The organism is Halobacterium sp. MBLA0001, assembly GCF_049705385.1.
GTDB classification, from domain to species: domain Archaea; phylum Halobacteriota; class Halobacteria; order Halobacteriales; family Halobacteriaceae; genus Halobacterium; species Halobacterium salinarum.
This window is the reverse complement of the sequence record NZ_JBNAMQ010000002.1, coordinates 46,046-70,496: the sequence shown is the minus strand read 5'-3', so window position 1 is coordinate 70,496 and position 24,451 is coordinate 46,046. Positions and strand designations below refer to the sequence as shown.

The window sequence follows — 24,451 nt, the reverse complement described above, 5'->3', positions numbered from 1 at the left end:
TCGAGTTTCCCTGTCAGATCGTGTTGGATGACGCGGACTCCACCCTTCCGAGAGTTCCTGCTGAATCGTCTTTCCCCACTGAATGATCGGGACTACGTAGGCGTAGTTGTGCGCCTGAAGCAGCGTGAGACACTTGCTGTCGTAGAATCCGCGATCAAGGTAGACGGCCTTGACCTCGGTGTCAAGGCCGTCGAGGACACCGAGGAACTCAGCGAGGACGCTGCTGGCGGTGTCGCCGTCTTCGAGACGGCGCACCGCCAGCGTGTAGCGTTTGTTCTTCACACGCGCGTAGAGTGTGGCGTAGGCGTGGAATGCGGTGGTTCCACGCTTGGCTTCCGAGTGATAGAGGTTCTCCGTGTCGTCTTCATCACCGTAGTAGGGCCGCAGGTGGAGGTCTGCGCAGACCTCCACCTGCTCGGGAAGCAGCTCAACGATGTCTCGGCGAAGAAGCGTGTTAGCGACGCGTTCGAGCCGTTCCGGCTCGAACTTCGTCCGTAGATGATAGAGAATCGTGTTCGCCGATAGCGAGTCTTCACTGGAGTTGCACAGCGTCGAGATCGAGGTCCCGTCGGCGGTTGCGCCGACGAGGACCTCGTAGATGTCCTCTGCATTGATTTCAGCGTTGTTGGCGAGATTCAGAGAAACTTCCTCGTCAAGGCAGTTGACGAGGAAGTTAAGGAGCTGGTCCTCGTGGATTTCATTGTCCGCTTGCTTGGACACAACTCAGCAAGCGGACTCCTTCAACTTGCGAGCTTTGTGAGGTACTGAGTATTGGCGGATTTGGACTTTGTACTACCGTTATAGAAATGTAACTGTGCGTTGCTATACGTCGGAGCCACCTTCGCGGCACATGTGGCAGATCGCCTCGCTTAGTCGTGCATCTCCTGAACCTTCTAGGCTTTCTTGTGAACGGGTTCCGGAACACGGACGCTTTTCGACATGGCCGCGTGTTCTCGATGGCCCGTGAAGGAGGTCAGTGCCGAGTTTGGTACGTTACGTAACGACCGGTAGGAGAGTTTTATTGTCGGCAGGCTTCGTACTCAGCTTCGTTTTCCTTTATTAGCGTCTTCCAGACTTATCGTGGTGATGGATCTCTCGTCTAATCTGCGGGAATGTAGTTCATCATATCAGACTAAATGCAGCCAGAAGAATCGGGAATCCCTGGTTCATCTTTTCTTCTAATTCATTATCGTCTATGCCTGTCATATTCAGCAATGATGTTGGTAGAAATTACGTACCCTTTGGGAGGATTTCAGTGAGCTGTGGGATTGTAGTGTTTCAATGCCAGGAAGTGCATTGCCCTCAAGAATTACGAAGGCCCCATCAGTCAAAACAATATCCCACCCTACGTAAGGAACATAGGGGATACGCTCTGCAAGTGAAAGCACTTCTTGAAAGACCGTCTCCCATTCTGGGATACTGGCCCCCTCGATTTGAGCTCCAGTATCTGGATGTTTTGAGTACCAGCTTTGCACTGATCCGTCGGGAACAGTTGTGGCTTTGCTAAGTTCACCAGTATCTTGATCAACTTCAGCACAGTATCCACCTTGCCCCCAGTTATCTGTTGGAGCTGACTCAGTTGAGCCAAACCGATGAACTGCTGCGGGGGAGAAAGCTTCTCCCGTTTCGGGGTCTAGCATGGTTATCACACGAATTGTATTAACACTATCTGGGAAAATTGTATTTGCATACTCACGTTGCTGAACAGCACGTGAGACTAAATACTCATCAAGTTCCTCAATGATCTGGGAAATTTCAGACTTTCGTTTATACTCTGAATTAACAGTGAACGACTTTTCAGTATTTACTAATTTTAAAATTCCCTTCCCACTGCTGGTTGTCGTTGGTTTTAATATCAACTCCTTATCATTCTGGAGAGTTGACAGCACCCAGTCCACGGGATCTTGACGCTCACCAGTTGAGAGAGGATATAAAGCGTTGTTTTTGATCACGGCGAGATCAGGTGGGGCATATGGGCTGATATCAGAGAGAATTCGATGAAATACGATTTTATTCTCTAGTATCGCTCTATTGTTGTCATTTATTTGACTGAGTTTCATTCTTTGTTCATAATTTGATACATATTCGCCGATATTATCATCGGTTAAGTTGAAGATTGCTCCAGATCGACTGAGGAAACCGTGTCTCCAGAGCCAGAGACGTCTAGATATGGGCATAGGAAAACCCGGGGCAGTAGAATATTCTTTATCTAATAGATAGAGGATTTTGCTTATCTTTGGTGAGACCTCAGAGAATCCTGCCGAAAGCAGATGTACAAGGTGAGTCTCTTTAAAGGTTGAATATGCCTGTGTGAGCATCGACATAAAGGACGCTACTGGCCAACATCATATTAACCTTTAATTATAATTCTGTATTGTACACTGCTCAGAATAGATTGTCAACATATTTCGCAGTCAGGGGTCCTATAGCACTTTATTGGGAATATACCTCTTTTGGAATGTGGTTGATGAAAATAGTGCTAGGAAATAAACAGCGACTCCAACTCCAATCACAAAGAAGAGTTCAACAACTGAATCTATACCCACAAATGTCTCCAAAGCATAAACTACGAGTGCCATAATAACAGATGAGATTGTACACCAAGCGAGTTCATCATAGGGGACATGGGGAGAGACGAATTGTTTAAGGAAATATATTCGAACAATCATGCCTGCACTCATCGATAACATTGTCCCGAGGGCGGCTCCGACCAACCCGAAGTAATAGATGAATATTAGATTGAGAACTAGGTTCAGGGAGATATCTACTACACCACCGATAGCAACGTATCGAGGTTTATCCATAGCAAAGAGAGTTCGGCCCACAATATGGCGAATCGTGCGAGGAACTTGACCTGCGATAATTATTATCAGTGCATCCCATCCCGCAATAAATCCTGGACCATAGATTACCCCAAGTATCTCGCGAGAAAGAAGTACAGTTCCAAATACAGCCGGAATAACGACACTAAGAGAAGGAGTGATAACTTTGGAGATGAGGTCTTCGATCTTTTCGTAGGACTCAGACGCGTCCCAAGAGCTGATCTGAGGGAAAATCGTGCTACCGATGGCCTTAGTTAGTATTAAAACAGGACCTCCAATTTGCCAAGCTGTTTCATATATTCCAACCATGCTAGATGCGTAGAAGAATCCAAGGATCATGAGATCCATTGTGTTATGGATTGTCCCGCCAACCACGGAGATACTACTATAGCTAGCATATCGTAACAAGGAAGGAATGATTTCTAAACTTGGGAAAGCGAATCCAGTATCCTGAATAATTAGTCCAAGAGTTAGCCTGACGACATAGCCGAGGACCAACGAACTTGCTAGGCCTGTAGCGCCGTGTCCCTGTGTCACTGCAATGGTCCCAGCAGCAATCCAAGTAACTCGATATATGAATCCAACAACAGCTGATTCAGCGACACGATGCTCTCCCCGTAGTACGACAAGAGTTAGATCCGACAGCTGATCAAATAGAAGTGCTAGTATAAGTAGGATGACTAGATCAGCCCCGATATATTGCGTTAAATATCCGCGGAAAGCAACAATAAACAAGCTAATCACAGTTACGCTAGCCAATTTGAGTAATGCAGAAGTAGAAAAAACCGTTGCAGGACGGTTATTTACACTAATCCGTCTCTCAACAGCAATGCGCAGCCCGAAGTCTGCTGGAATTCCAAGGAAACTTACTGACGCTCTAAACAAGAAGAAGATTCCAAGCGCGGCAGCACCAATTTCTCTTGCAAAGAATGCGACACCGATGAAAGATAATACCGCTGACAGTGTCCGAGTGAGAAAAACTATTGATGTAGTTCGCCCTATTTTCATTTACCCGCAGTAGTCCCATGACTAACAAAGATGTTGTTGTTTCTATGCAACAGACGGAGTGTTGGCTGCAGCTTGGGTATTGGTTCCAGATGTCTGGACTGCTTCAGTCTCGATCTCACGGCCGTTATTGCAATCGGCATCCCTCCCTCTTGGAACGCTGTGTCGACCACGTCCGTACGCCCACCGATTACCGACGAATCGCTTACGTCGCTGAGTTGGACGCCACAGGATCCTCGCGATCTACCGCGGTTATTGCGTGTGGACTCGATCTTGCCGCCGTGAATATGGAAGTCGTCCACCCCCCTCACCTGGTCGGTCACGTAGACTCCCATCCACACTCGACAATGTCGCTGAATCGAACGTCTACGTCCTCCGTCGAGCCGTCGAAGTCATAGAGAGCACCCGCTGCGCCAAACCCTCCGATGTAGTCGACATTTACGGTTACGTCTTCGATGCTCTGGCCTGAGTTCGGCTTGATGTCGACGCCGTTGGTTTGGTTTACATCAGCCCCGACGAGACGATCCCCATCCACGACGATGTTTGCGAGATCCATGGTGCTGGCTCTGAGTTGAACTCCTGCGGTGTCTTCTTCAGACCTCATGATCTCGAAATTGAAGTCAGAGGCAGACATATCAGTAAGCCCAGTCCCGTCGCCGTGCGACCCCCAAATACGTATTCTTCCGTTCACGGCCGACCCTGAGACCCGTGAACGCTCGATCGTGAAGAGTTGCCGATGAGGACTGCCCTGATTAACGTTCTTGCAACCGATGTTCCTCATTGTTCTCTTTGTCGAATGGAGGGAAGCAGCAGTGTTAGTCCATTGCGTCAGGTCAGTATCGTGCCATGACCGTTCTATGTGACGATGCCCTCTTGCTCATTCCCTGCCGATCCAAGGACAGCATCGTGGGCCGCCTGAGCACGTGTCCTGCGGAGGGTTCGTGCGCGCCAATTGCAAATCCGACAGTTGACACACGAGCGACGGATGCCGAGAGTGTCATCGGTAGTGTGGTAATGTTGATACTATCAATATCCGAACCCTCACTCTCGGTGAGGAGAGCTGCGAAATACCGCTCGCTTCCCACGTTGATGCCGTGGTGAACGTGGTCGAGTTCGTGCTTGCCGTCTGATCCATTCCCAATCTGGGAGTTTGTACACTTGTGAAGCAACGCCAGCGACCAAGAGACAGTATTGTCTTTCGTCGTCCCCTCCATCATGACCCTCCTGCCGATAACGACGTATCGTCGCCGTCTCTGTGGTCTGCGTTTGTGATGAGCGCATAGAGATCTTGGTCGTGTCGCAAAGTCCTCTAGAGTTCAGTAGCAACTGACTCCCGTGAGGAACGGGACGCCTCTGGTGTCCACCCAAGAGGTGTCCCATGCACGCCACAATCGACGTGCGGTTCACGATAAGCATCGACGAGGACAAAACAGTACCGCTCGCCACGCTCGCCGAGTTCGTTACCGAGCAGAACCTCGAATCTGTACTGCTCGAATCGATGGTCGAAAGCCTCGACGCGAGCCGCGTCGAGGCGCTCTGTGGTGAGAAACACGCTACTGGCAACGGTGACCGTCGCTTCCAACGAGCTGGTACCGATACTCGCACAGCCGTCACAACCGCCGGTGAACATGACTTCGACCTTCACTACGTTGAAGATACCGCAGCTGACCACGACGAATCCAGCTACTTCCGGCCCGTCGAAGATGTTCTCAGCTTCGACGGGCAAAACCGTTATCAGCAGGACATCGCCGCCAAAAGCGTCGATCTCGCCACATCGCTCAGCTATCGTGACGCTGCTGACCACGGCGACGGCATCCTCTCGGAGATGCCGTCGCCGACCACGATCAATCGTCGCGCCAAAGAGTACGGCAGCAAACTCAAGCAGTTCCTTCCAGACTGTGTCGCTGATACTGACGCTGACGCCGTTATTCCTGACGGCACGAAGTGTCACAGCCAAGACGACGACCGCGCGTACCACTCCGTCCAGGCCACGCTCGGCGAAGACACTGCCGAAGAGTCACGCTCCCTGCTGGATCTCTCGGTCAACGCTGATTGGGACGAGACAGCAGCCGACCTCGATGACATCGACGCAGTCACTGACGACGCGACGGTCGTCAGTGACGCTGAAGAGGGCATCGTCACGGCCTTTACCGACGAAAATCGCAATCACCAACTCGATCTCGTCCACGTCGGTCGGACGCTCGACTACAACCTCTGGGACGACAGCGTGTTCTCCTTGGATCGGCGGAACGAGATCGTCTCGGAAGTGATCGACGAAGTGTTCCATCTAAAGAATTCGGTCGCCAAACACCGTCCAGACGAGGAGTTCGCGGCGATCCGCGAACGGATCGCGCGAACGACCGAGCGTATCGAGAAGACAGCCTGGCAGCATCCGTCTTTAGCTAAGACGAGAACCGCGTGACAGCGACGGCTTATCGAGGCTACTTTTCGAGAGGAATGAGGAGGAGAAGTCTGTGCACAACCCTCGCTCCTCAACGAGAATCATGCGTCGGCTCACTACACTGTTTCCCTCCGAGTTCCTCGAAGAGCACGCCGAGGAACTCGGCGTGGTTGAGCGAGAGGGCAAGCTTCAGATTCCCGTCCTCGTGTGGGCGCTCGTGTTCGGCTTCGCCGCAGGCGAGAGCCGAACACTCGCCGGGTTCAGACGCTGCTACAACTCCACAGCTGATGAAACGATCTCTCCCGGTGGATTCCATCAGCGGTTGACGCCGACGTTGGCAGAGTATCTCCGCGACCTCGTCGAGCGTGGTCTCGACGAGGTCGCTGTTCCCAACGCTGTTGACGCTGATATCGACCGATTCAGAGACGTGATGATCGCTGATGGAACGGTGTTGCGGTTGCACGAATTCCTCTCTGATGAGTTCCAAGCCCGTCACGAGGAGCAGGCTGGAGCGAAGCTCCACCTGCTCCACAACGCCACCGAGCAGACGATTGAACGACTCGACGTGACCGACGAAAAAGCGCACGACAGCACGCTGTTCAAGACGGGTTCGTGGCTCCAAGGACGGCTCGTTCTGTTCGATCTAGCGTACTTCAAGTACCGCCGGTTCGCGTTAATCGACGAGAACGACGGCTACTTCGTGAGTCGGCTGAAGCAGAACGCGAATCCGGTGATAACGGAGGAATTACGGGAATGGCGCGGGCGCGCCATTCCCTTAGAGGGCAAGCAGATCCACGATGTGGTCGATGATCTCTCTCGGAAGTACATCGACGTTGAGGTCGAAGCGGAGTTCAAGCGAGGCCAGTACGAAGGAACGCGGTCGCTGGACACGAAGCGGTTCCGCGTCGTCGGCGTCCGTGACAAGGACGCCGACGACTACCATCTGTATATCACGAATCTATCGCGAGAGGAGTTCTTCCCGGAGGATTTAGCAACGCTGTATCGGTGTCGGTGGGAGGTAGAAACGCTGTTTCGTGAACTGAAGACGCAGTACGAGTTGGACGAGTTCGACACAAGCGACCCGGATATCGTGAGAATTCTGCTGTATGCGGCGTTGCTGTCGCTGCTGGTGAGTCGTGAGCTGTTGGATCTGGTGACCGAGCAGGCTGATGACGAGATCGTGTTTCCGCCAGAACGCTGGGCGGCGACCTTCCGGTCGCACGCCCAGCTCATCCTCCACGAACTCGGTGAGTATCTCGGTTACTCACCACCGCCGTTGCTGGAGCGGCTGATCGAGGATGCTCAGAAGATTCACCAGCAACGTCCGGTCTTACAGGAGACGCTCGCTACCGCTACGCAACCGAGGTGTGAGTCTTAGCTAAAGACGAATGCAGCCTGGCAGTTAGACCAGTACGGCTCAGAGAAGGCAGCGGGGTATCTTCGGCGGTGGCTGCCGTCAATCGTGACATTTGCCGAGCAGGCCGTCGAGGGGTTCGAGGTGCCGTGGACCTCGAACCCCGTCGAACGGCTGATGGGCGAAGTCAGCAAGCGCTGCAAGAACCAGTGGATGCGCTGGACGACTGAGGGGTTAGAGGCGATACTCCAGCTTCGGCTCGTGAAGTACGCCGATCCAGAGCGCTACCAGTCGTTCCTTGACGAACTGCTCCAGCGATCGACCAAAACAGCAATGAGCTGTGACCTCTCAATTGAGAGCACCAGAGGCAAACTCTAGACCGCTTTGCGACGCGACCGAGATCTTGGTCGTTGAGAGTGGTGATCTGCGACGGAACGAAATTGTTCTCGACGCGGATAGTCGGTCCAGCACAAATGTAGAGTTTGGTGTTGTCGGGGACTTGCGGCTGATTTGAAAGGAGATAATCCTTGTCAGAAGGCGGAACGACGGTCATGCTACCCTGCGCACGGTCAATTGCGTCATGGATGGCCACAGTGGCATCGTCGTTGTCCTGCTCGACCAAGGTGACTGTATTCGATACATAGTCTTCACGTAGCCCAAATCTGCCGGGATCGAGATAATATTCAAAAATAATAAAAATAATAAGAAGAGAATCCATCACTGAAACCCATTTCACATGCCATTGAATTATATAACTCCGGAGGGGAATAGAGAAAGAAACTGAGTGCAGTTTTTTCAATTAGTAGGGAATCAGATAATATCTCGTTCAGAATATCAGATCATCAACTGTCTCTTCTACTACAGTACTATTGGCATCTTTAAGCGGTACACCATGGGTTTCTTTTCCATAGTGTTTAAGAAGAGATGTTACTTTATCAGCATATTCAATCGCGACAAATGGGGTACTACTAACATAGGCAAAAATCATCGAGTGAAGTCTTGTTGCCAAAATACCATCCATTGCCGAAACTATACTGAGTGCTTCATTTGGATGGTTATATGAGATAACTGGAGCATCACCGACGCTACTCGATAGAGATTCACAGGTCCTGTGGTCCATACCCAAAGATTCATATGAATGTCGACAAAATGGAATGAATACAACTTTGTAGCCAAGATCTTTGGCCTTATGCGAAATATATCTGTAAGTCCGCCACAGTTGTTCATTCAAATCTTTATCCTTAACTCTCCGTGCAGCGATTGCAAAAATGTCCTCCTCCGGATCAATCCCATGGTCGTAAAGTGATTTTTCACCCCACTTGCGATCTGGCTGTAGTTTTGTTGCTGGATCGTCAACCAGAGTTACTTGACAAACTCCAGTATCAGATAAGACTGCTTTGCTAATCGGATCCCGAACTGACACAGTATCGGACTGATTCATCGCGAATTTGAGTGCCTTCTTGGTTATCTCTGGAGTAGATGAGTAAACTCCGATGGCAGTCCAGTGGATAGATTTTCCAAGTGTTTTTGCTGCCATAGCATAGTAAGGGATTTTTTTGGCGTAAGGACCCATATAGTGGGAGAAGAGTCCACCACCACCGAATACGAAGTGATCATTCCTGAATAGTTCTTTACCTAACTTGGCTGGAGATGGCTCGATGGCGTTCAGAGTGGTGGTTTCTGGTGGTTCGCCTCTGTGCAGGGCTTCCGTTTCCCTTTCATCATGTGTAACAACTGTAATTTCGTCTATATTATTGGATGAATCTTTTAGCAGTCCGGTTAGTATCGCTTCGTCGCCAACATTACCAACTCCATATCCACCCACAAGCAGTACATTCCCACTCAGTTGCTCAAGGATATAGCTCGTCATTCTTTATACCCGAGCGCTTCAAGTCGATCATTTACTTCTTCAGCCGCACTGTCATTCTTCTCATCCGTCAGTTGTTTCCTACCGATCCTCTTCTCAGCGTGGTCAATGAGTTGTCGCTCAAGACTGGTTTCTGGTTCTGGCGGTGAAGCAACGACCTCCTCTTCAACTAGCTCGTATTCTACCATCTTCCAATTGTCTTGATTAAAAGCAGCAAATCGTCTATATAGTGTTCCGTTGTCAGTCGTTGATGCTTGCGCATAAACTATATCGCGCTTAATTTCTTGATCTGGAGATGGATTCGCTGGAAGAAGCCGATGTCCAGGTATCGCAGGTTCAGTTCCAGTGTACTGATTGAGCACAGACGAAACAATGTCAATACTACTAACAGGCGTTTCTACCCTCAGATCTGTGTATGATGGATGTATAATAATAAGTGGGATATGAACCAACTCTTTGAAGGGATAACGAGGATGTTCATAGTACCCGTGTTCACCGAATAGATCGCCATGATCCGATGTGAGAATGATGAGAGATTCAGAAATTAGTCCTCGATCTTCAAGTTTATCAAAGAACTTCTCAATATAGTTATCAGTATACTGAATTTCAGCATCGTATAAGTTGAGCAATTTTTCTTGCTCTTTATCTGTTACCGATTCCGGATTCTTGATTGCCTGTTTATACAATTTCTGAGCCTTCCTATCCGACACAGACTCGTCATGGAACTGTTTGCGGTATTCTTCGATTGGCTCATATGGTCCGTGTGGATCCATATAGTGGTTCCAGAGAAAGAACGGTTGATCGGAATCAAGTGAATCTAACCAGTCTAACGATTTTTTGTTAATTTCCGATGCACGAGCGTAGTGCCTATTTCGAAGTTTATCTAATGCACGCTGTGCAAGTGCTATCAATTTATTTTGTGCTAGATGAAGATCGTCATAAAATTTATCAAATCCATTATTAAACCCGTAGGCGCGCGATACATACGGGTTTGAATGGAAGCCACCGGTTTGATAGCCCTCATCCTGAAGGTGTTCGGCGATTGTTGTCGTATTTAAATGGTAACTTTCGCTAACGGCTTCATCAGGATATTCTCCAGTTAGCAGGGAGGGAACCGCTTCACGAGTGTGTGAACTAGCACTATAGGCATTTATGAACTGCGCATTATCTTTAGCAAGCTTATCGATATTTGGCGATGTATCCCGAGAATACCCATAGCAGCCCAGATGATCAGCTCGTAGGGCATCTACTGATAATATAATTATGTTATCGACAGCCGACATACTATGTTGGAACATACTTCTCATGAATCTCACTTATTAGCTACGATGACACGTGGATATAAAAACCCAGTTAAAAAGTGTGATTCATTGACGAGGTGTTCGACCACCGCTGGCTGCAGAGTCGTGCCAGTCGCCTCGTACAACGCACGGAACCTTGGTGAACCGAAAGATATTGAGTACAGGATCGAAGATCGCATCGAAAAGCATAGTAAGGACGTCCAGCTGAAGCAATAGGCCATGTCCACGCACGGGCGAACGTGTTTCATCCTTCGCCTTGTCGTCACTATTAAGAACTATGAACGCGGGGACAATCCGGGAAGCACGATCATCACAGTGTAAGAAGAATTCTATGACACCCTCACTATTTCCTATTTTGCCCAAGTTACGCTTCCAATTCCTTCCCCTGTAACCGCTCCTCTGCCTCGTCCCGATCCTCGGGATACCCAACGTCAATTCGCCATCCTTCCAACCCAATCGCATCAATCGTCCGCCCACTCTGTATCAGCAAGTCAATCGCCTCTGAAATCTCGTACTCGCCCCTGTTAGACGGCTGCACGAGGTGACACGCGTGGAAGATGGCCGGACTGAACGTGTAGAACCCAGTCATTACCAGGTTCGACGGCGGATCTTCTGGCTTCTCCACCACGTCAGTAATCTCGCCGTACTTGTTCGTATCACACACCCCGTACCGACTCGCTTCGTCCAAATCCACTTCCTCCACGAGGAACGCTGCATCTGCCCGTTCCTCCTGCTGACGACGAACCACGTCCTCCAGATTCGCCTGGAAGATGTTGTCCCCGAGAATCAGCATGAAGTCGTCGTCGATGTGCTCCTCGACAGTCAACAGCGCATGGGCAAGCCCCTTCTGCTCGCGCTGGTGTGCATACGTAATCGGCACGCCTTCGAACTCGTCACCGTAGTGTTCGATGATGTTCTCCTTCATGTAGCCGACAACAACCACGAGTTCGTCGGCACCGAGCTCTTCCATCTGTTCGAAACAGTGAGTCAAAATCGGCTTCCCGTCGACCTCGACCATCCCCTTCGGTTTGTCCTCCGTGAGCGGACGCAGGCGCGTCCCCTCGCCGGCAGCAAGTACGACGGCTTTCATGACTATCAACGCTATTCTGACACAGAGCAATATGTCTTTTCACTCTATCAACTAGATGGGCGCTCCAAATTCGTGAAAGTGAGACGACAACCTCTTTAGGTCGCTTCTGTAGGGCTATTGTATGCACATTCTGGTTACAGGCGGCGCCGGATTCATCGGCGGCCACATCGCCGAATCCGTCGCCGAAGACGGACACGACGTTACCGTTCTGGACAATTTCGAGCCGTACTACGATACTGGGCTGAAGAGACACAACGTCGAAATCGCAAGAGAAGCAGCATCACAAAGCGACGGAAGCTACGAACTCGTCGAAGGGAGCGTAACCGACGCAGAACTCGTCGACGACCTCGTCGCCAATGCGGACGTGATCTTCCACCAGGCCGCCCAGGCAGGGGTACGAACGAGCGTGGAGGAGCCCAAGAAGGTCAACGACTACAACGTAACTGGCACGCTCAACCTCCTCGAAGCAATCCGGGAACACGGTATTGAGCGTTTCGTCAACGCCTCTTCTTCCTCCGTGTACGGGAAACCGGAGTACCTCCCCTATGACGAAGACCACCCAAACGAGCCTGTCTCTCCGTACGGCGCGTCCAAACTCGCTGCTGAACACTACACGCGAATCTACAATGAGGTCCACGACCTCCCCACAGTCTCACTTCGGTACTTCACCGTGTACGGACCCCGGATGCGGCCCAACATGGCGATCTCCAATTTCGTCTCCCGGTGTATCAACGGGAAATCGCCAGTCGTTTACGGTGACGGGTCGCAAACACGGGACTTCACCTATATCGACGATGTCGTCGACGCCAACCGGAAACTCCTCACTGACGATAGTTCGGACGGCGAAATCATGAACATCGGGTCGACGGACAACATCGACATCCTCACGCTCGCGAAGGCAGTCCGTGACGAGATCGACCCAACGCTCGAGATCGAGTTTGCAGACCGCCACGACAGTGATGCCGAACACACGCACGCAGACATCTCGAAAGCAAACGAGCTCATCGGCTACGAACCGAGTCGTGACATCAGGGAAGGCGTGAAAGAGTTCATCAGCTGGTATCAGCAGAACCGCGACTGGTACGAGCCCCTTGTTCTGAGTTCGTAAGGGACGAACACTTCTCCCTGCAATCCCTCTCCCAAGCCCCCGAATGAGTTGCCGCCGATAAGGAAACTCTATTCAGGGATTTGAATATGCTCGTTCGTAAACCAAAACCTGAATAACCGACCGACGAACCAACGCTCAATGCATCTCTCCGTCGTCGGCAGCGGCTACGTCGGCACCACAATCGCGGCCTGCTACGCGGATCTCGGCCACGACGTCGTTAACATCGACATCGACCAGGACATCGTCGACGCCATCAACGCCGGCGAAGCACCCATCCACGAGGGTGGCCTCCCGGAACTCCTCGAGAAACACGCCGGCTCCAACAGCACAAACCGCCTCCGCGCCACCACCGACTACGCCGAGCTCCTCGACACCGGCGCGACCTTCCTCTGTCTCCCGACGCCGCAAAACGATGACGGCAGTATCGACCTCTCGATCATGGAGGCCGGCGCCGCCCAACTGGGCGAAACCCTCGCCGACAAGGACGACTGGCACACTGTCGTTGTGAAGAGCACGGTCGTACCCGGCTCCACTGAGGACGAAATCACTCCCATCCTCGAGAGAGAAACCAAGCAAACCGCTGGCGAGGACTTCGGCGTCGGCATGAACCCCGAGTTCCTCCGAGAAGGAACAGCTGTCCACGACTTCCTCGACCCGGACAAGGTCGTCCTCGGTGCCGACGCCGACCGCGCACTCGCGGACATGCACGACGTGTTCGACCCGCTCATCGACCAGACCGACGCCCCAGTAGTCGAAACCGACACCCGGACGGCGGAGATGATCAAGTACGCGAACAACGCATTCCTCGCGGCCAAAGTCTCCCTCATCAACGACATCGGGAACATCTGCAAGGAGATCGGCGTCGACGCTTACGAGGTCGCCGACGCGATCGGCCTCGACGACCGTATCGGCGCACAGTTCCTCCGCAGCGGGCTCGGGTGGGGCGGCAGCTGCTTCCCCAAGGACACCGCCGCGATCCGCGCAGCGGCCCGTCAGCACGACTACGAACCGCGCATGCTCGACGCCGCGACGGAGGTGAACGACGAGCAACCGAAGCGACTCCTCTCGTTCATGGACGACCACGTCGACGTCAGGAACAAACGCGTCGCCGTCCTCGGGCTCGCGTTCAAGCCCGGGACTGACGACGTCAGGAACTCCCGGGCCATTCGTCTTTAGTTAAGAAATCGCGTGACAGCGGTAGGATCTCTTCGCTGTGCAAGACGCGGCTGAGATCTCTTTTGATAATATTTTAACCTAAATCGAAATAAGACGATAATCTTACCGTGCACCCGGTGCACGTATTTCTAAGAGCGTCTAAGACTATGGCTCGAACCAAAATGGGCGTCTCCATCCGAACTGAACTCGTTGATGAACTCGATTCACTCGTCGATGAGTGTTCAGATCTCGGAGCAAGCCGCTCCGAGATCGTTGAAGCCATCCTCACAGCATATTTTCAGAACGATGAAGACCAAATCAAACAGACGCGAGAGCTGATTATCCGCAACAGAAAACGCTCTAACTCGTAGAGAAGTTCGTGCACCGAGTGCACGAACTTCTTAGAGCGTCATTCAAAACCACGACCTAGCTAAATTAATATCGGATTGGTCTTGGGCGAATAGAAATCTTCTCTTCACTGTTCAGCCCTACGCCATGTGGCGGTTTCGCTCTTAACTAAAGACGAATGGCCACTTGGCATGGCCAGCAGTCCACCAGTCCGATACCGTGGGCCTACCCGTGCCCGAAAGGGCTGGTAGTCCGGTGATTGGACTGCAAACCTGAAACTCCCACCGCTCGGGATTCCTCCGCGTTTACGCGGAGGAGGATGTCAAGTGTTACTGGTTGCCATTACGGTTTTCGGAGCGGGTATTGGACCGGATGGATGTGTAAATTCAGTCTTAGGTCATGTGAACAGGATTTCGCGGCTGGCCATCATCCAAGTGTACTAGCCCCTGCTTCACTACAGCAAACCCTGTCTGAAACTGCTGTAATTGTAACGAACCCCGTGCCAATACACTACTGGCCGGGGTGTGAAATATACATCCTATACTCATCTTTGGACCATTCACCAAGTCATCGCTCTTTCACACCACATTTCAGTCGAGTTCGTCCTGAGCGACCGCATTAGGGAGACTCCATATGTCCTAACCCATGTTGAATCGACAACGTGGTTCCCTCTCCAGAAATCGAAGCGTTCGGTAGGCGGATTTCCGAATCTAGCGGGTTAGGAACTCGGTTTGCTCGGGGCCAGTTTAATGATCGGCAGCGGGGTGCGTATCGTCATCCCGATCACTCTCGATTGGTTCGTAGTCGGCGTCTTTGCCCACGGGGGTGAATCCTGGGACGTAGCTGAATCGTTTCCCGGGCTCGTTGTAGAACATCAACGGGAGTGAACCTCGGTCGTCGCGAGCGCGGTACTGTGGCTGCCATTCCCGGAATTCTGCCGTTGGCCTGGCAACCTGTGGGGTAGGCAACTCAGCACGTTCGAGATCGGTTAGATCGAGGACTCGCACTTCGAATTCACGGGCGAGTTGTTCGGCTCGCGGCGTTAGTTCGGTTGTGTGGCAGAGTACTGGCATCGCTCGGCACGCGAACGCCACGGTACACAACCGGAAGAGGACTGCTGGCGTGATCGGATCGCTCGTCCAGTCCTTACATTGGGCGACGATCCAGTCGCTTGGCTCCTGTTGTTTCTCCCTCCGCGTGGCGACGATGTCGACCTCGAGGCTGAAGAGGTGTTGGCGGGTATCTGCACGGTATCCCCACCGTCCTAGTGCTCGCTCTAGTTGGTACTCGAGCCACCGGCCGTCACTATCACCACGCCCGCCAACGTGTGGGTCGACCTCCTTGAGACTGAGGTCCGCTTGGTCGGCAAGTACTGGGCTGTCTTCTGGGACTGATGGGAGGATGTCTCTGAGTGCGGTAGCGTACTCAAGGGCTGTTGTGAACTTCTCAGCGGGTGGTTCGTCGTAGTGATGGGCTGCGGGTTGCGTTGCTTGCAGTGATCGAATCAGCCAGCACAACTCCTGTTCGATCTGGGTGACCAACTCCATGTAGTCGCTTGCCGAACTCGAGGACCGTTCGTCCGTCGCTGCATCAGCTTGGTTGGGCTCGGGGAGGAGAGATTTGGCCTCCTTGATTGGCTCGTTCGCTAAGTACAGGAGTCGGCGGGCGAACATCTGCTGGTCAGTGGTGAGCGTATGGTCGGTTTTGAGGGTGTCACGAACGGACTCGATCGCTTCCGTGAGCCCGCGCAGGTGTTCGTTGTACCCGTCTGGGAGTGGGGATTCATCCGATGTCATCGTGTGAGTGGGCTTGGTGTGAAGTGCTGTCGCGTCAGCGGCGTCTCTGCAAGCGACGTGAGCGTGGGTTGGCCTTGCTGTTGGAGATGGTGGTAGAGTTCGTTTTCGTCGGTGACTGTAACCCATCGGTGGCTGTCGGCTTCTCGGTAGCGGAGTTCACCGTCGACAGCTACGAGGACGCCCTGTTCGGTGGTTGCCGTTGCATCGAAGACGAGGACGTCTGGATCCGGATTCGTCCAGCTGCCTCGAATCCACTCGAGCAGCGTGTTGATCGTCGGCGGGTCCACGGGATTCGGGTAGCGTGGTTCCGCCGGGGCGCGTATCGCAACGTCGTCGACGGTGTCACGACTACAGACACGCCAGCCGTCTCCTGTCCATTCGAGTTCACGGCGAGTCCAGCTGTCGCCGTCTTTGGGATCGAGGACGAGCCGTCGGGGTGGTGTACCGGGCGGGTTCCACTGGATGACGCACGTTCCACCGTCTGGGAGTGTCTCGTCGTCGGTTTGTTGCTGGTGTTTGAGTAGTGCAGCGTCGATCTGAGCGCGGGCGCGCCGCAACGTGGCAACTGGATCTCTGACTGGTGTAGCTGCTGTCTCGTCAGCGGTGGCGACCGCCTCCAGCTGCCGGTGGAAGCGAGCGTCGATGTCTCGAAGCGCCGCGAGTGCTGGCTGGTGGCTGTCCGTCATGTGGTTTCCTCTGATTCTGGCTTGTAGCACGCTGTTTGGAGTCGGCGGATGTATTCGGCGAGCGGCTCGGTTGCATCCGTTGCAGTTGCAGTCTTCGAACGGCCATCATAGTCGATGGCACCGCACTCAGCGAGCGTCCCAAGATGTGATTGGGTAAGCGTGATGTAGACGGACGTCCGCTCGTCACTGCCGACTTTGCTGGGGTCGACTGAATTTTCGATGGCCGCGATTTCGAAGGCGAGTTCGTTAGCGGTGAGCTCGCCGTGGGTGCGTGACAACGATAACAAGACGCGGCGCCGACGACTATTCGAGATTGCGTTGAACGCGACGTCGGGATCCATCGGGATGGCGAGCGACGCCGTGTCGCCGGTTGTATCGTCCATTCAGACCGCCCCCGCAATAGGTGTGGTTCGTCGATGCGCCTGACGAGTTCTCGACGAGGTGTCGTCGGGGCGGTGTTCGTCGAGGTCGTGTAGGTGCCATGGTAGATACTGCGGTATCGGTTCGCGCAGCTGGGTACCTGTGGGACTGCTGTCGTCGTCGGCTGTGTCAGTTCGCTGGCGTGCGAATTGTACGGCATGGTGTGTCAGTGGGTCGTGTTCAAGAGTGGCGCTCTGTGAGACAGAGTTATCACTGTTGACCCTGGTAATTTGGCTTGCTGTCATCGGTGTGGCAGCACGATTCCTCCGGCGTGCCTGCGCCGGGGGATTGCGCGAGAATCGTGCTAGTTCTGTGTAAGAGCGATTGTGACTTTTATATCGCTGTCACAAACCCTGGATCGCGTATTTGCGTCTTTGAACGCCTGTACCGCAAGAATCTCCTTGTAGTGTTATCGACCTATTAATTCACACTCCACTACCTCCGGTAGTTAAAAACAAGTCTCTCACAGCCCCCACTCCCGCGGTACTTCGTGGGGGGTTGCGAGTCTCGTTGTGTTTTATCTATTGAAATTGGACTGTTCCCTACAAGAGATATTGCTATAATAGATTAATACACAGAAATATTCTCCCTAATTATCCACCCCTTGCGGTATGAAATCCCCGGCAATTAGGTTTCTTAGACAACAATACCAAATACCCAATACAGACTCGACTCATCCCATTACGATTTGAATCATGCCACTATGACTATTAATTCGAAACCTTCCTGACAGTCAACATCCTGTCCGGCGAGAAACCGCGTCGCTCACAGCACCAAAGACGTTACAAACGGACCACAGGTGATTCGCCAGTATAGACCACGTCTCTCGATCGTGAATTACGTCGCACGCTAATCTGAGGGTGGTCTGTGAGTCTGTTCGTGATTGCAACCTTGTACTGGTGGATATCCCTGAAATCAACGACGTCGAGATCGTTCAGCTGCTTTATTTTGGTCCGAAGGGCCTTCCCCGGTAGCTCCCCATCTTGAATGAGTACCCACAGGATATCGTGAATGAGTGACTCCAGGGCCAGTTGCTCTTCGTCCGTCCCGGATTGACAGACACGTGAGGCCACGCTCGCAATATCGTCAGTGCCGAATTCGATACGTAGTGAGGATATCTCAGACGGGACTTCATTCGCTGTGGAATCGTATTGACTGGAATCTTCACACGGGGAAACTAACTCCTCTGGCTCACACGATTCTACTAGCTCATCGGCGGAAACGTGAGATGGGTCAACAGCGGTAAGTCGGTACAATCCTCGATGGACGCGATCAACGTATCCTTCATCTTGGAGATGCCGTAACCGCTGACTTACATACGATTTGTTTCGGGTGAGTTCATCTGCTAAATACCGCGGGGTACACCTGCCCTCTCTGAGCTTCGCTAAAATCAGCTGGTCTGTCTCATTCAAGTCCATACGATAACGTCCTCACTATGAACTAATGACTAATTAGTTATTAGATATTGCGGTCCGAGAGTCGCATCTAATAGGTAGTTAGAAAGGGAGGTAGAGGGTTATAGGAGCCCACAATTCAACGTTAATCCGCATTTCTCTGAATGATTCACCAATAGACAGAACTACCGTGACCGTGACTTCCACTCAACCGAGGCTGGGCGCGCTAGCCATGAACCCGTGATCTCTGATACCACTGAAAACTCCGATGAGGGACTGCTGGTTGAACGAGGATCACAGATTTCGTCTGTCCACTCTTCAGTCGCACCAACTCAGAGACCAGGACAACCACGATAGACGTCTAACGCCTCTACAGAGTCGTACCGGAATATCGTCAAAGTCATCACGAGCGTCCCCCGATTCGGCCCCCTGTAATCATCACATTGGACCGAGGCCTTGCTGTTGTCTCGGTCCGCAGAGCGTTGTAAACGATATGGAGAACACAGACCATCCAAATCAGTGTCCCCGGCGAGCAAAAGCGCCTGAGCCGAGGCCACACGTATTAGCCACGTGCCTGACTTGGCCGTGGGACCTGGGTTGACAATCCCGTTCGCTGAGTCGAGGCTCCCTCATTTTGTCTGCCGACCCAGTCTTGTTCCAGTTGTTGTTTGTCGACCCCGGCTACTCCCCGCCGCCGCGCCCGTCTCCTGGCCCCGTCCTGTCCGACTCCTCGGCTCCGCCCTGATCAGCCCGCCCACGGCAACGCGGGGAGACTATCCCTCCGCTCTCTACACCAACCCCCACCCACTATCCTTCTCGCTCCCCTTCTCCCGAGTCAGAGAAGGGGTCCGCCGCGCCGACGTCTAGTGCCGTCGCCCGTCGAGAGCTGTCCCTCCTGCTGTCGCTGTCTGCTGTCGCCGTCGTTGCCGTCCTCCGCTCCCCGCCCCACCACCAACCGCTGCCGTCTCCGTCGCCGTCGTTGTCGTCGTCGCTCTCGCTCCCGCCCAATCCCCCACCCTCGCTCCTGCTCCTCGCCATCGCCCTCGTCGTCGACGCCGACGTCGTCGCTGTCGCTGTCGCCGCCGCCCCCGGACCCCAGTGCTTCCGCTGTTCTCGCCCCGCCCCAGAACCCATCGTCTCTCGAGACACCGCCCCCTCCCTCTCGCTACGCGACGTCGCCCCCGGCATATGCTGTCGCCGTCGCCCCCTCTCTCGTCGCCCCGAACCCCAGCTGTTCTCCGTCGCCGTTCGCCGCGATGTTGACTCCCCATCCTGCCGAGTCCAGACCACTCCCCGAATCGCTGCCGCCGCGCGACCCCAACCAGCCCCCCGCCCATGCCGAGCCACGACCGACCCACGACCTCGCCGACTCGCTCGCCAGCCATCCACCCTCGCTGTTCGGTCCTCGTCAGACGACTCCCGTAGCCCCACCCCTCACCAGACGATCTCCCCCGCCGCTGCGCTCACCAGACGTCGTCCACCGAAGCCGCCAGCCGCCTCCTCGCTCCTCGCTGTCTTCTCAACTCAGCCCCTCGCCAGTCCCCCTCACCCGAGCCCGTCCAGACCACGTCGCCGTCGACGCCTCCAGTCTCCCCCTGCCTCGCCGCGCCTCTACCCCGCCTCCACCCATGCGCTCCCCCAGGGTTCCCTCCACTATCAACAATCTGGTAGTACCTCCATCGCCTCCGCTCCCACTCCACCCCTCACCCCCGCCTACACCTCGGCTCTGCCTGAATCATCCGCCACGCGACTACCCACTGGAACTTCAACTCCCCTGAACCCTAATTGTGTAATTTCGGCTGGTCATCGACAAGGGAACGAGAGGACTGTATAGGCCCTATGGAGCAATCTGAGAGCGTGGCTGAACATCGACGCCCGATTTCGACCCCTTCAGAGTTATGACTTCCCCCGTTAATCCTACCGCCGTACCGTAATTAGTGGAAATGTAGGCTCAAACGCATAAGATAATATGGGTGGGTCGGATTCGCTTGCCGTCTGGTAATTAGGGGTGTTCTGAGCCGCTGGTTGATGGGTTATTACGACCACCTCGAACCCCGCTGCCGTCCCGTAATTAGCCATGTAATGAGTGGGTGTGCCAATCCTACCGCCGTCCTGTAATTACAGCTGTTGTCGTCGCGGGTTAACGCCGAAAATCTCGGTAATCACGAACCCCCGTAATCCGCATCCCGTCGTGTAATTAGCGGTTTGATGAGGAACGGACGCAAATCGGACGCCGTCCTGTAATTACGGCTTGGCTCGGGGCAGTCACCGATCGGGCTTCGAGTGTAATGAGAGACCATCCAAACTGGGGGTGCGTCCGGTAATTACACATCTAATGAGGCGTTCCGATGATTCGGCTGCCGTCTGGTAATTAGAGTCTGTTCTCGCCGCCGGTAGTATAAGAATAGTGATACTGGTGGTGTTATTCGGGAGGTTTGGAGCTTGAGCGACGGCTGGTACTGGTTCAGTCTCATGCTCACTCGGGGATCGCACCAGCAGTTACGTGGTATCGACGCGACCCCCGAGGTTTGTCGTGTGTATGCCGACGCGGAGGCGTTTCCCAACCGTTACGAACATAATCTGCGAAGACTGCGAGCGAATCACGGGTAGATTCTGCGAAGATTGCGAAAACGCCGGGGGTGGGAGGAACCAGCGGTCGCGTATCGAGGCCGGGTTGACAGCTATGGCGGTGCGGTGGCTACCGGCACCCGAGATCCTGGTGTGTCCGAAAAGAATGCCTGCTGTGGAGTGTCGTTGAGCTTCGCGTCCACGGAGTTCGAGCAGATGCTGGCCGAACTGTGGAGCCAGTGCAACGACTCTGGTTACGCTTCCGCTCCGTCAGCTTCCTCGTCCGCCCCGTCGTTCGCTGTCGGAGAGACCTCACCCTCTTGGTCGAGGTCAATGACGAGCGCACCTGGAACCTGTTCGCTGCCGATGTCTTCGTCCCACTCCGGTGGATACCGAATCGTCTGGTCTGGCTTGATGTTGTTCTGCTTGAGGAACCCGCTTACTGACATGGAGCCGCGGTCATCGTCCCACTGGAGCGAGTAGACGTTCGTCCGGTCGTAGTCTTCGTCCAGCGGGATGATTGCGATCTCGTTGTCGTCCTCGTTGTACGCCAGGATGACAGCCTCCTTCCCCTTGAAGTACTGCTTGGACACCGTCGAGTTCAATGCGAGCTGGCCGTTCTCCCGCCCGTGGAAAACACCGAACCCCTCGTCACTGAGTGAATCCGAGATTTCATCAATAAGTGTCTACTATTGTCGTTATTAATCTCGAGTGGTCCCTGAGCAGTCGTGTGCTTGGATTCGCTCTGGCAATCCGACTCGTCCACAGACCGGGCACTCGACGAGCGGCGTCGGCGGGAGGTCACGACACTGCCGCAATGCGGCCTCCAGATGCGCACGGACGACGGCTGACTCACAGCGAGTGAGTGCTTGTGCGAGGTGCATCTCGAGTGCTTCGCGCGTAGTCTGTCCCTGTTCGGGACGCGTCCGCCGCGTCATCGTGGCCCTCGAAACAGTACGGGCTGGGTCAGGAGTTGATACAACTTGGTGGCGGTGTGTTGCCACTGGGGAAGATATTGCATGTGATTCAGAGGCGGGAGGTGATGGGGCGACCACGCCAGGACAACACCGTGCTGGGTCGTGGCCGTCACATCCCTTTTCAATCCCACCTCACCCCACTCGGGAGTTACAAACTTCCCGTCTCGAACCGACCCTTCTCAATCTCTCTAAACGATTTCATTACGGACATCAGCTCTTATCCAAGCCCTTCACTGCTGACTGTGATTACTATAGCAGACCAAACACCCATTCTAAATTCCTCCCGTTGCCAGAAAAACGATAGAAATCGGCAGTCTCACGGCTGGGGTGGTAGCTCCAGTGTTGCTCACTATCGACGGAATTTCTCCGCCGGCATCCACCTCGGAGCCTCGCAGTTGGCGATCCCGAGTGAACCATGTACTCCAGATTCCGTTGGCAGCCGATCGGAATTCGGGCGTCCGCTCCCCAGTAGAGCGGACAGTCCGAACCACGATGACGGCCTGATCGCTTGTTAGGCGACCTACATGGGTTACAACCTTTGATATCTTCCACCTGCCGCATGCGACAGATGGCTTCTCCATGCTACCGGGGCTTACTTATTCGATATTGAATGCCACCATCAGATAAAGGCTCGCAAAATACACCTAAAACATCGTTTAATCGAGATACAGGCGCTCTAAAAACGAATTACTACATCAAAACCGGTTGCTTGCGCATGTTCTCATCGTCCGATAACGCATCCCGATTGGTCCTTCCCCGCCTCGGTGGAATCGTCTGCAGGGGATGCGTTTCACCGAATCGACTCCATACACAGCGCACATCCTACGAGATGTCATACTGAGCAAACGCACGCCTGCCGCACGCTGGACACTCATCGGTCTCGGGCGTGACAGTCGTCCCGCAGTGCCGGCACTCAACGATGCTGTCAGCGTTGTTGATTGCACGGAGGCGAGCGAGGAGTGTCCGAACCCCATCGTCCATAGGCAATTCAAAGGAAGGTATGTAGACGTATTGGCCGCACGTAATCGCCCATAATTCGGTCTGCTAGCCGCTGGAACAGTCGCAACCATTAGGGATACGCAATCAAACATCGAGATGGACGGACGAGTCACACGCTCCGCCCACCCCGTTCCATGACCACAAACACGCCAGTGCTTGGTCGATGTCCGGACTGTGGCGACCAAATTACCCAAGCGTGGTTGCTCGTTGAATACGAGACAAGCGACGGCGAGAACGGTCTTTGGGCGGAGTGCCCCAGCTGCGAGGACGTCGTTGCGCCTGAGTGAAACTCACGTCAGTTACATGGTCTACGGGCGGCGGAAGCTGAGTGTCGAGGGGCTTGTCTCCGGGGGCGATTCACGGGGGTCGGTTCGGATGGTTCGGGTGCTGTAGGTGCCGAAAATTGCCGCGAGTAGCCCCATCGGGGATAGCGAAGGCGAGTGGGGATGGCTGTGGAAAATATTAGAGTATTCAGAGAATACACATAACGAGAGTGGTCACTACCGTGTGTATCGCCGAGTTGGCGCCAGAATTGAGACCGCTGCCGCCAGATTACCTGTCACCACCCTTCGCCCTCCATCCCCGTGGAGGACCACCGGCGATACACCGCTTCACCATTTCCCACTGAACCATAGAATTCTCTCACCCTAGGAAATCACCAGCTGGACTTCCCCGCGGCAGATGTGGACCAATCCGACCGCGATCACCGTTTCGAATATTAACCAACAATATAGGCGTAAAAGCGCGATTCTGTTGGTTAACACACCCTAGAACTGGTGCCTCAATTCCCTCATCAACAACATCCTCCAGCATCCCAAGCAGCTCCCCTCGATGTACGAGCTCGAGGAGCACAACTCCAGCGTGAGCGACGCGACCGTCTACAAGCACATCCAGAAACTCATCGACGTCGGCATCGTCAAAGAAGTCGTCCTGGACGATGACCGGCGCCGGCAGGGCTACCTCTGGAAGTTCTACGGACTCACCGAGAAGGGACGGGCATTCCTCAACGACCACAACCCCCTCGCCGCAGAGGAGACACTCCAGCAGATCTACGACACCATCTCCAACAAGCCCGAGAAGATGGTCAAATACGAGAACGCTCTCCGTCCCGAAGAAGCTTGACTGTACCACCCCATATTTCCGGAGTTAGACGGATACTA

Annotated in this window: 14 protein-coding genes and 6 pseudogenes; 7 read left to right on the top strand and 13 right to left on the bottom strand. The window is 53.7% G+C overall.

Annotated elements, in window-relative coordinates; genetic code table 11:
• From ACOZ32_RS00350 to ACOZ32_RS00330, 5 genes and pseudogenes are all read right to left on the bottom strand, one after another.
• A pseudogene (locus ACOZ32_RS00350) lies at nucleotides 1-720 on the bottom strand (ISH3 family transposase); the annotation flags it as partial.
• Nucleotides 721-1,208: 488 nt separating this feature from the next.
• On the bottom strand, nucleotides 1,209-2,324 hold the full coding sequence (locus ACOZ32_RS00345) for a sugar-transfer associated ATP-grasp domain-containing protein (protein WP_424334773.1): 1,116 nt from the start codon (nucleotides 2,322-2,324) through the stop codon (nucleotides 1,209-1,211).
• Between the two features lie 99 nt (nucleotides 2,325-2,423).
• On the bottom strand, nucleotides 2,424-3,830 hold the full coding sequence (locus ACOZ32_RS00340) for a polysaccharide biosynthesis C-terminal domain-containing protein (protein WP_424334772.1): 1,407 nt from the start codon (nucleotides 3,828-3,830) through the stop codon (nucleotides 2,424-2,426).
• Between the two features lie 316 nt (nucleotides 3,831-4,146).
• Nucleotides 4,147-4,461 carry a hypothetical protein gene (locus tag ACOZ32_RS00335; RefSeq protein WP_424334771.1) on the bottom strand — a complete coding sequence of 105 codons (315 nt, stop codon included), beginning with the start codon at nucleotides 4,459-4,461 and terminating at the stop codon, nucleotides 4,147-4,149.
• Between the two features lie 199 nt (nucleotides 4,462-4,660).
• Nucleotides 4,661-5,041, bottom strand: a complete 381-nt coding sequence (locus tag ACOZ32_RS00330; protein ID WP_424334770.1) for a hypothetical protein — start codon at nucleotides 5,039-5,041, stop codon at nucleotides 4,661-4,663.
• Nucleotides 5,042-5,205: 164 nt separating this feature from the next.
• Between ACOZ32_RS00330 and ACOZ32_RS00325 the strand changes: the two are divergent.
• The 3 genes and pseudogenes from ACOZ32_RS00325 to ACOZ32_RS00315 form a co-directional block, all read left to right on the top strand.
• Nucleotides 5,206-6,216, top strand: a pseudogene (locus tag ACOZ32_RS00325) (ISH6 family transposase); the annotation flags it as partial.
• Nucleotides 6,217-6,331: 115 nt separating this feature from the next.
• Entirely contained in the window at nucleotides 6,332-7,606 is a 1,275-nt protein-coding gene (locus tag ACOZ32_RS00320) for an IS4 family transposase (RefSeq protein ID WP_136361736.1), read from the top strand.
• A 15-nt stretch (nucleotides 7,607-7,621) separates the two neighbouring features.
• Nucleotides 7,622-7,960: pseudogene (locus ACOZ32_RS00315) on the top strand (ISH6 family transposase); the annotation flags it as partial.
• 448 nt (nucleotides 7,961-8,408) lie between these two features.
• On the opposite strand, the gene ACOZ32_RS00310 reads toward ACOZ32_RS00315, so the two are convergent.
• Both ACOZ32_RS00310 and ACOZ32_RS00305 read right to left on the bottom strand, forming a co-directional pair.
• Nucleotides 8,409-9,452: a polysaccharide pyruvyl transferase family protein gene (locus ACOZ32_RS00310; RefSeq protein ID WP_424334769.1), complete on the bottom strand. Its 1,044-nt coding sequence runs from the start codon at nucleotides 9,450-9,452 to the stop codon at nucleotides 8,409-8,411.
• Nucleotides 9,449-10,732, bottom strand: a complete 1,284-nt coding sequence (locus tag ACOZ32_RS00305) for a sulfatase (RefSeq protein WP_424334768.1) — start codon at nucleotides 10,730-10,732, stop codon at nucleotides 9,449-9,451. The genes ACOZ32_RS00310 and ACOZ32_RS00305 overlap by 4 nt, the downstream gene beginning before the upstream one ends.
• A 120-nt stretch (nucleotides 10,733-10,852) precedes the next feature.
• Here ACOZ32_RS00305 and ACOZ32_RS00300 point away from each other — a divergent pair.
• Nucleotides 10,853-11,071 (top strand): annotated as a pseudogene (locus ACOZ32_RS00300) (IS5/IS1182 family transposase); the annotation flags it as partial.
• 43 nt (nucleotides 11,072-11,114) lie between these two features.
• Here ACOZ32_RS00300 and aglF read toward each other — a convergent pair.
• Nucleotides 11,115-11,840, bottom strand: coding sequence for a UTP--glucose-1-phosphate uridylyltransferase AglF (aglF, locus tag ACOZ32_RS00295; RefSeq protein ID WP_424334767.1), 726 nt, complete (start codon nucleotides 11,838-11,840; stop codon nucleotides 11,115-11,117).
• A 121-nt stretch (nucleotides 11,841-11,961) separates the two neighbouring features.
• Here aglF and ACOZ32_RS00290 point away from each other — a divergent pair, with 121 nt between their 5' ends.
• Nucleotides 11,962-12,948 (top strand): SDR family NAD(P)-dependent oxidoreductase, encoded by a 987-nt coding sequence (locus ACOZ32_RS00290; RefSeq protein WP_424334766.1) that lies wholly within the window; start codon nucleotides 11,962-11,964, stop codon nucleotides 12,946-12,948.
• A 138-nt stretch (nucleotides 12,949-13,086) separates the two neighbouring features.
• Nucleotides 13,087-14,115: pseudogene (locus ACOZ32_RS00285) on the top strand (nucleotide sugar dehydrogenase); the annotation flags it as partial.
• A 1,082-nt stretch (nucleotides 14,116-15,197) separates the two neighbouring features.
• Here the strand turns inward: ACOZ32_RS00285 and ACOZ32_RS00280 are convergent.
• From ACOZ32_RS00280 to ACOZ32_RS00260, 5 genes are all read right to left on the bottom strand, one after another.
• The gene (locus tag ACOZ32_RS00280) at nucleotides 15,198-16,247 is read right to left on the bottom strand and encodes a restriction endonuclease (protein WP_424334765.1); all 1,050 of its coding nucleotides are present in this window, start codon (nucleotides 16,245-16,247) and stop codon (nucleotides 15,198-15,200) included.
• A complete protein-coding gene (locus tag ACOZ32_RS00275) occupies nucleotides 16,244-16,933 on the bottom strand; it encodes a hypothetical protein (RefSeq protein WP_424334764.1) in 690 nt (229 codons plus the stop codon). Before ACOZ32_RS00275 ends, ACOZ32_RS00280 begins: the two co-directional genes overlap by 4 nt.
• Nucleotides 16,930-17,274 (bottom strand): DUF7344 domain-containing protein, encoded by a 345-nt coding sequence (locus ACOZ32_RS00270; protein WP_424334775.1) that lies wholly within the window; start codon nucleotides 17,272-17,274, stop codon nucleotides 16,930-16,932. The genes ACOZ32_RS00275 and ACOZ32_RS00270 overlap by 4 nt, the downstream gene beginning before the upstream one ends.
• 861 nt (nucleotides 17,275-18,135) lie before the next feature.
• Nucleotides 18,136-18,771 carry a helix-turn-helix transcriptional regulator gene (locus ACOZ32_RS00265; RefSeq protein ID WP_424334763.1) on the bottom strand — a complete coding sequence of 212 codons (636 nt, stop codon included), beginning with the start codon at nucleotides 18,769-18,771 and terminating at the stop codon, nucleotides 18,136-18,138.
• A gap of 2,798 nt (nucleotides 18,772-21,569) precedes the next feature.
• Entirely contained in the window at nucleotides 21,570-21,920 is a 351-nt protein-coding gene (locus tag ACOZ32_RS00260; RefSeq protein ID WP_285253892.1) for a hypothetical protein, read from the bottom strand.
• 2,157 nt (nucleotides 21,921-24,077) lie between these two features.
• Here ACOZ32_RS00260 and ACOZ32_RS00255 point away from each other — a divergent pair.
• Nucleotides 24,078-24,413, top strand: a pseudogene (locus ACOZ32_RS00255) (PadR family transcriptional regulator); the annotation flags it as partial.
• Nucleotides 24,414-24,451: the final 38 nt, after the last annotated feature.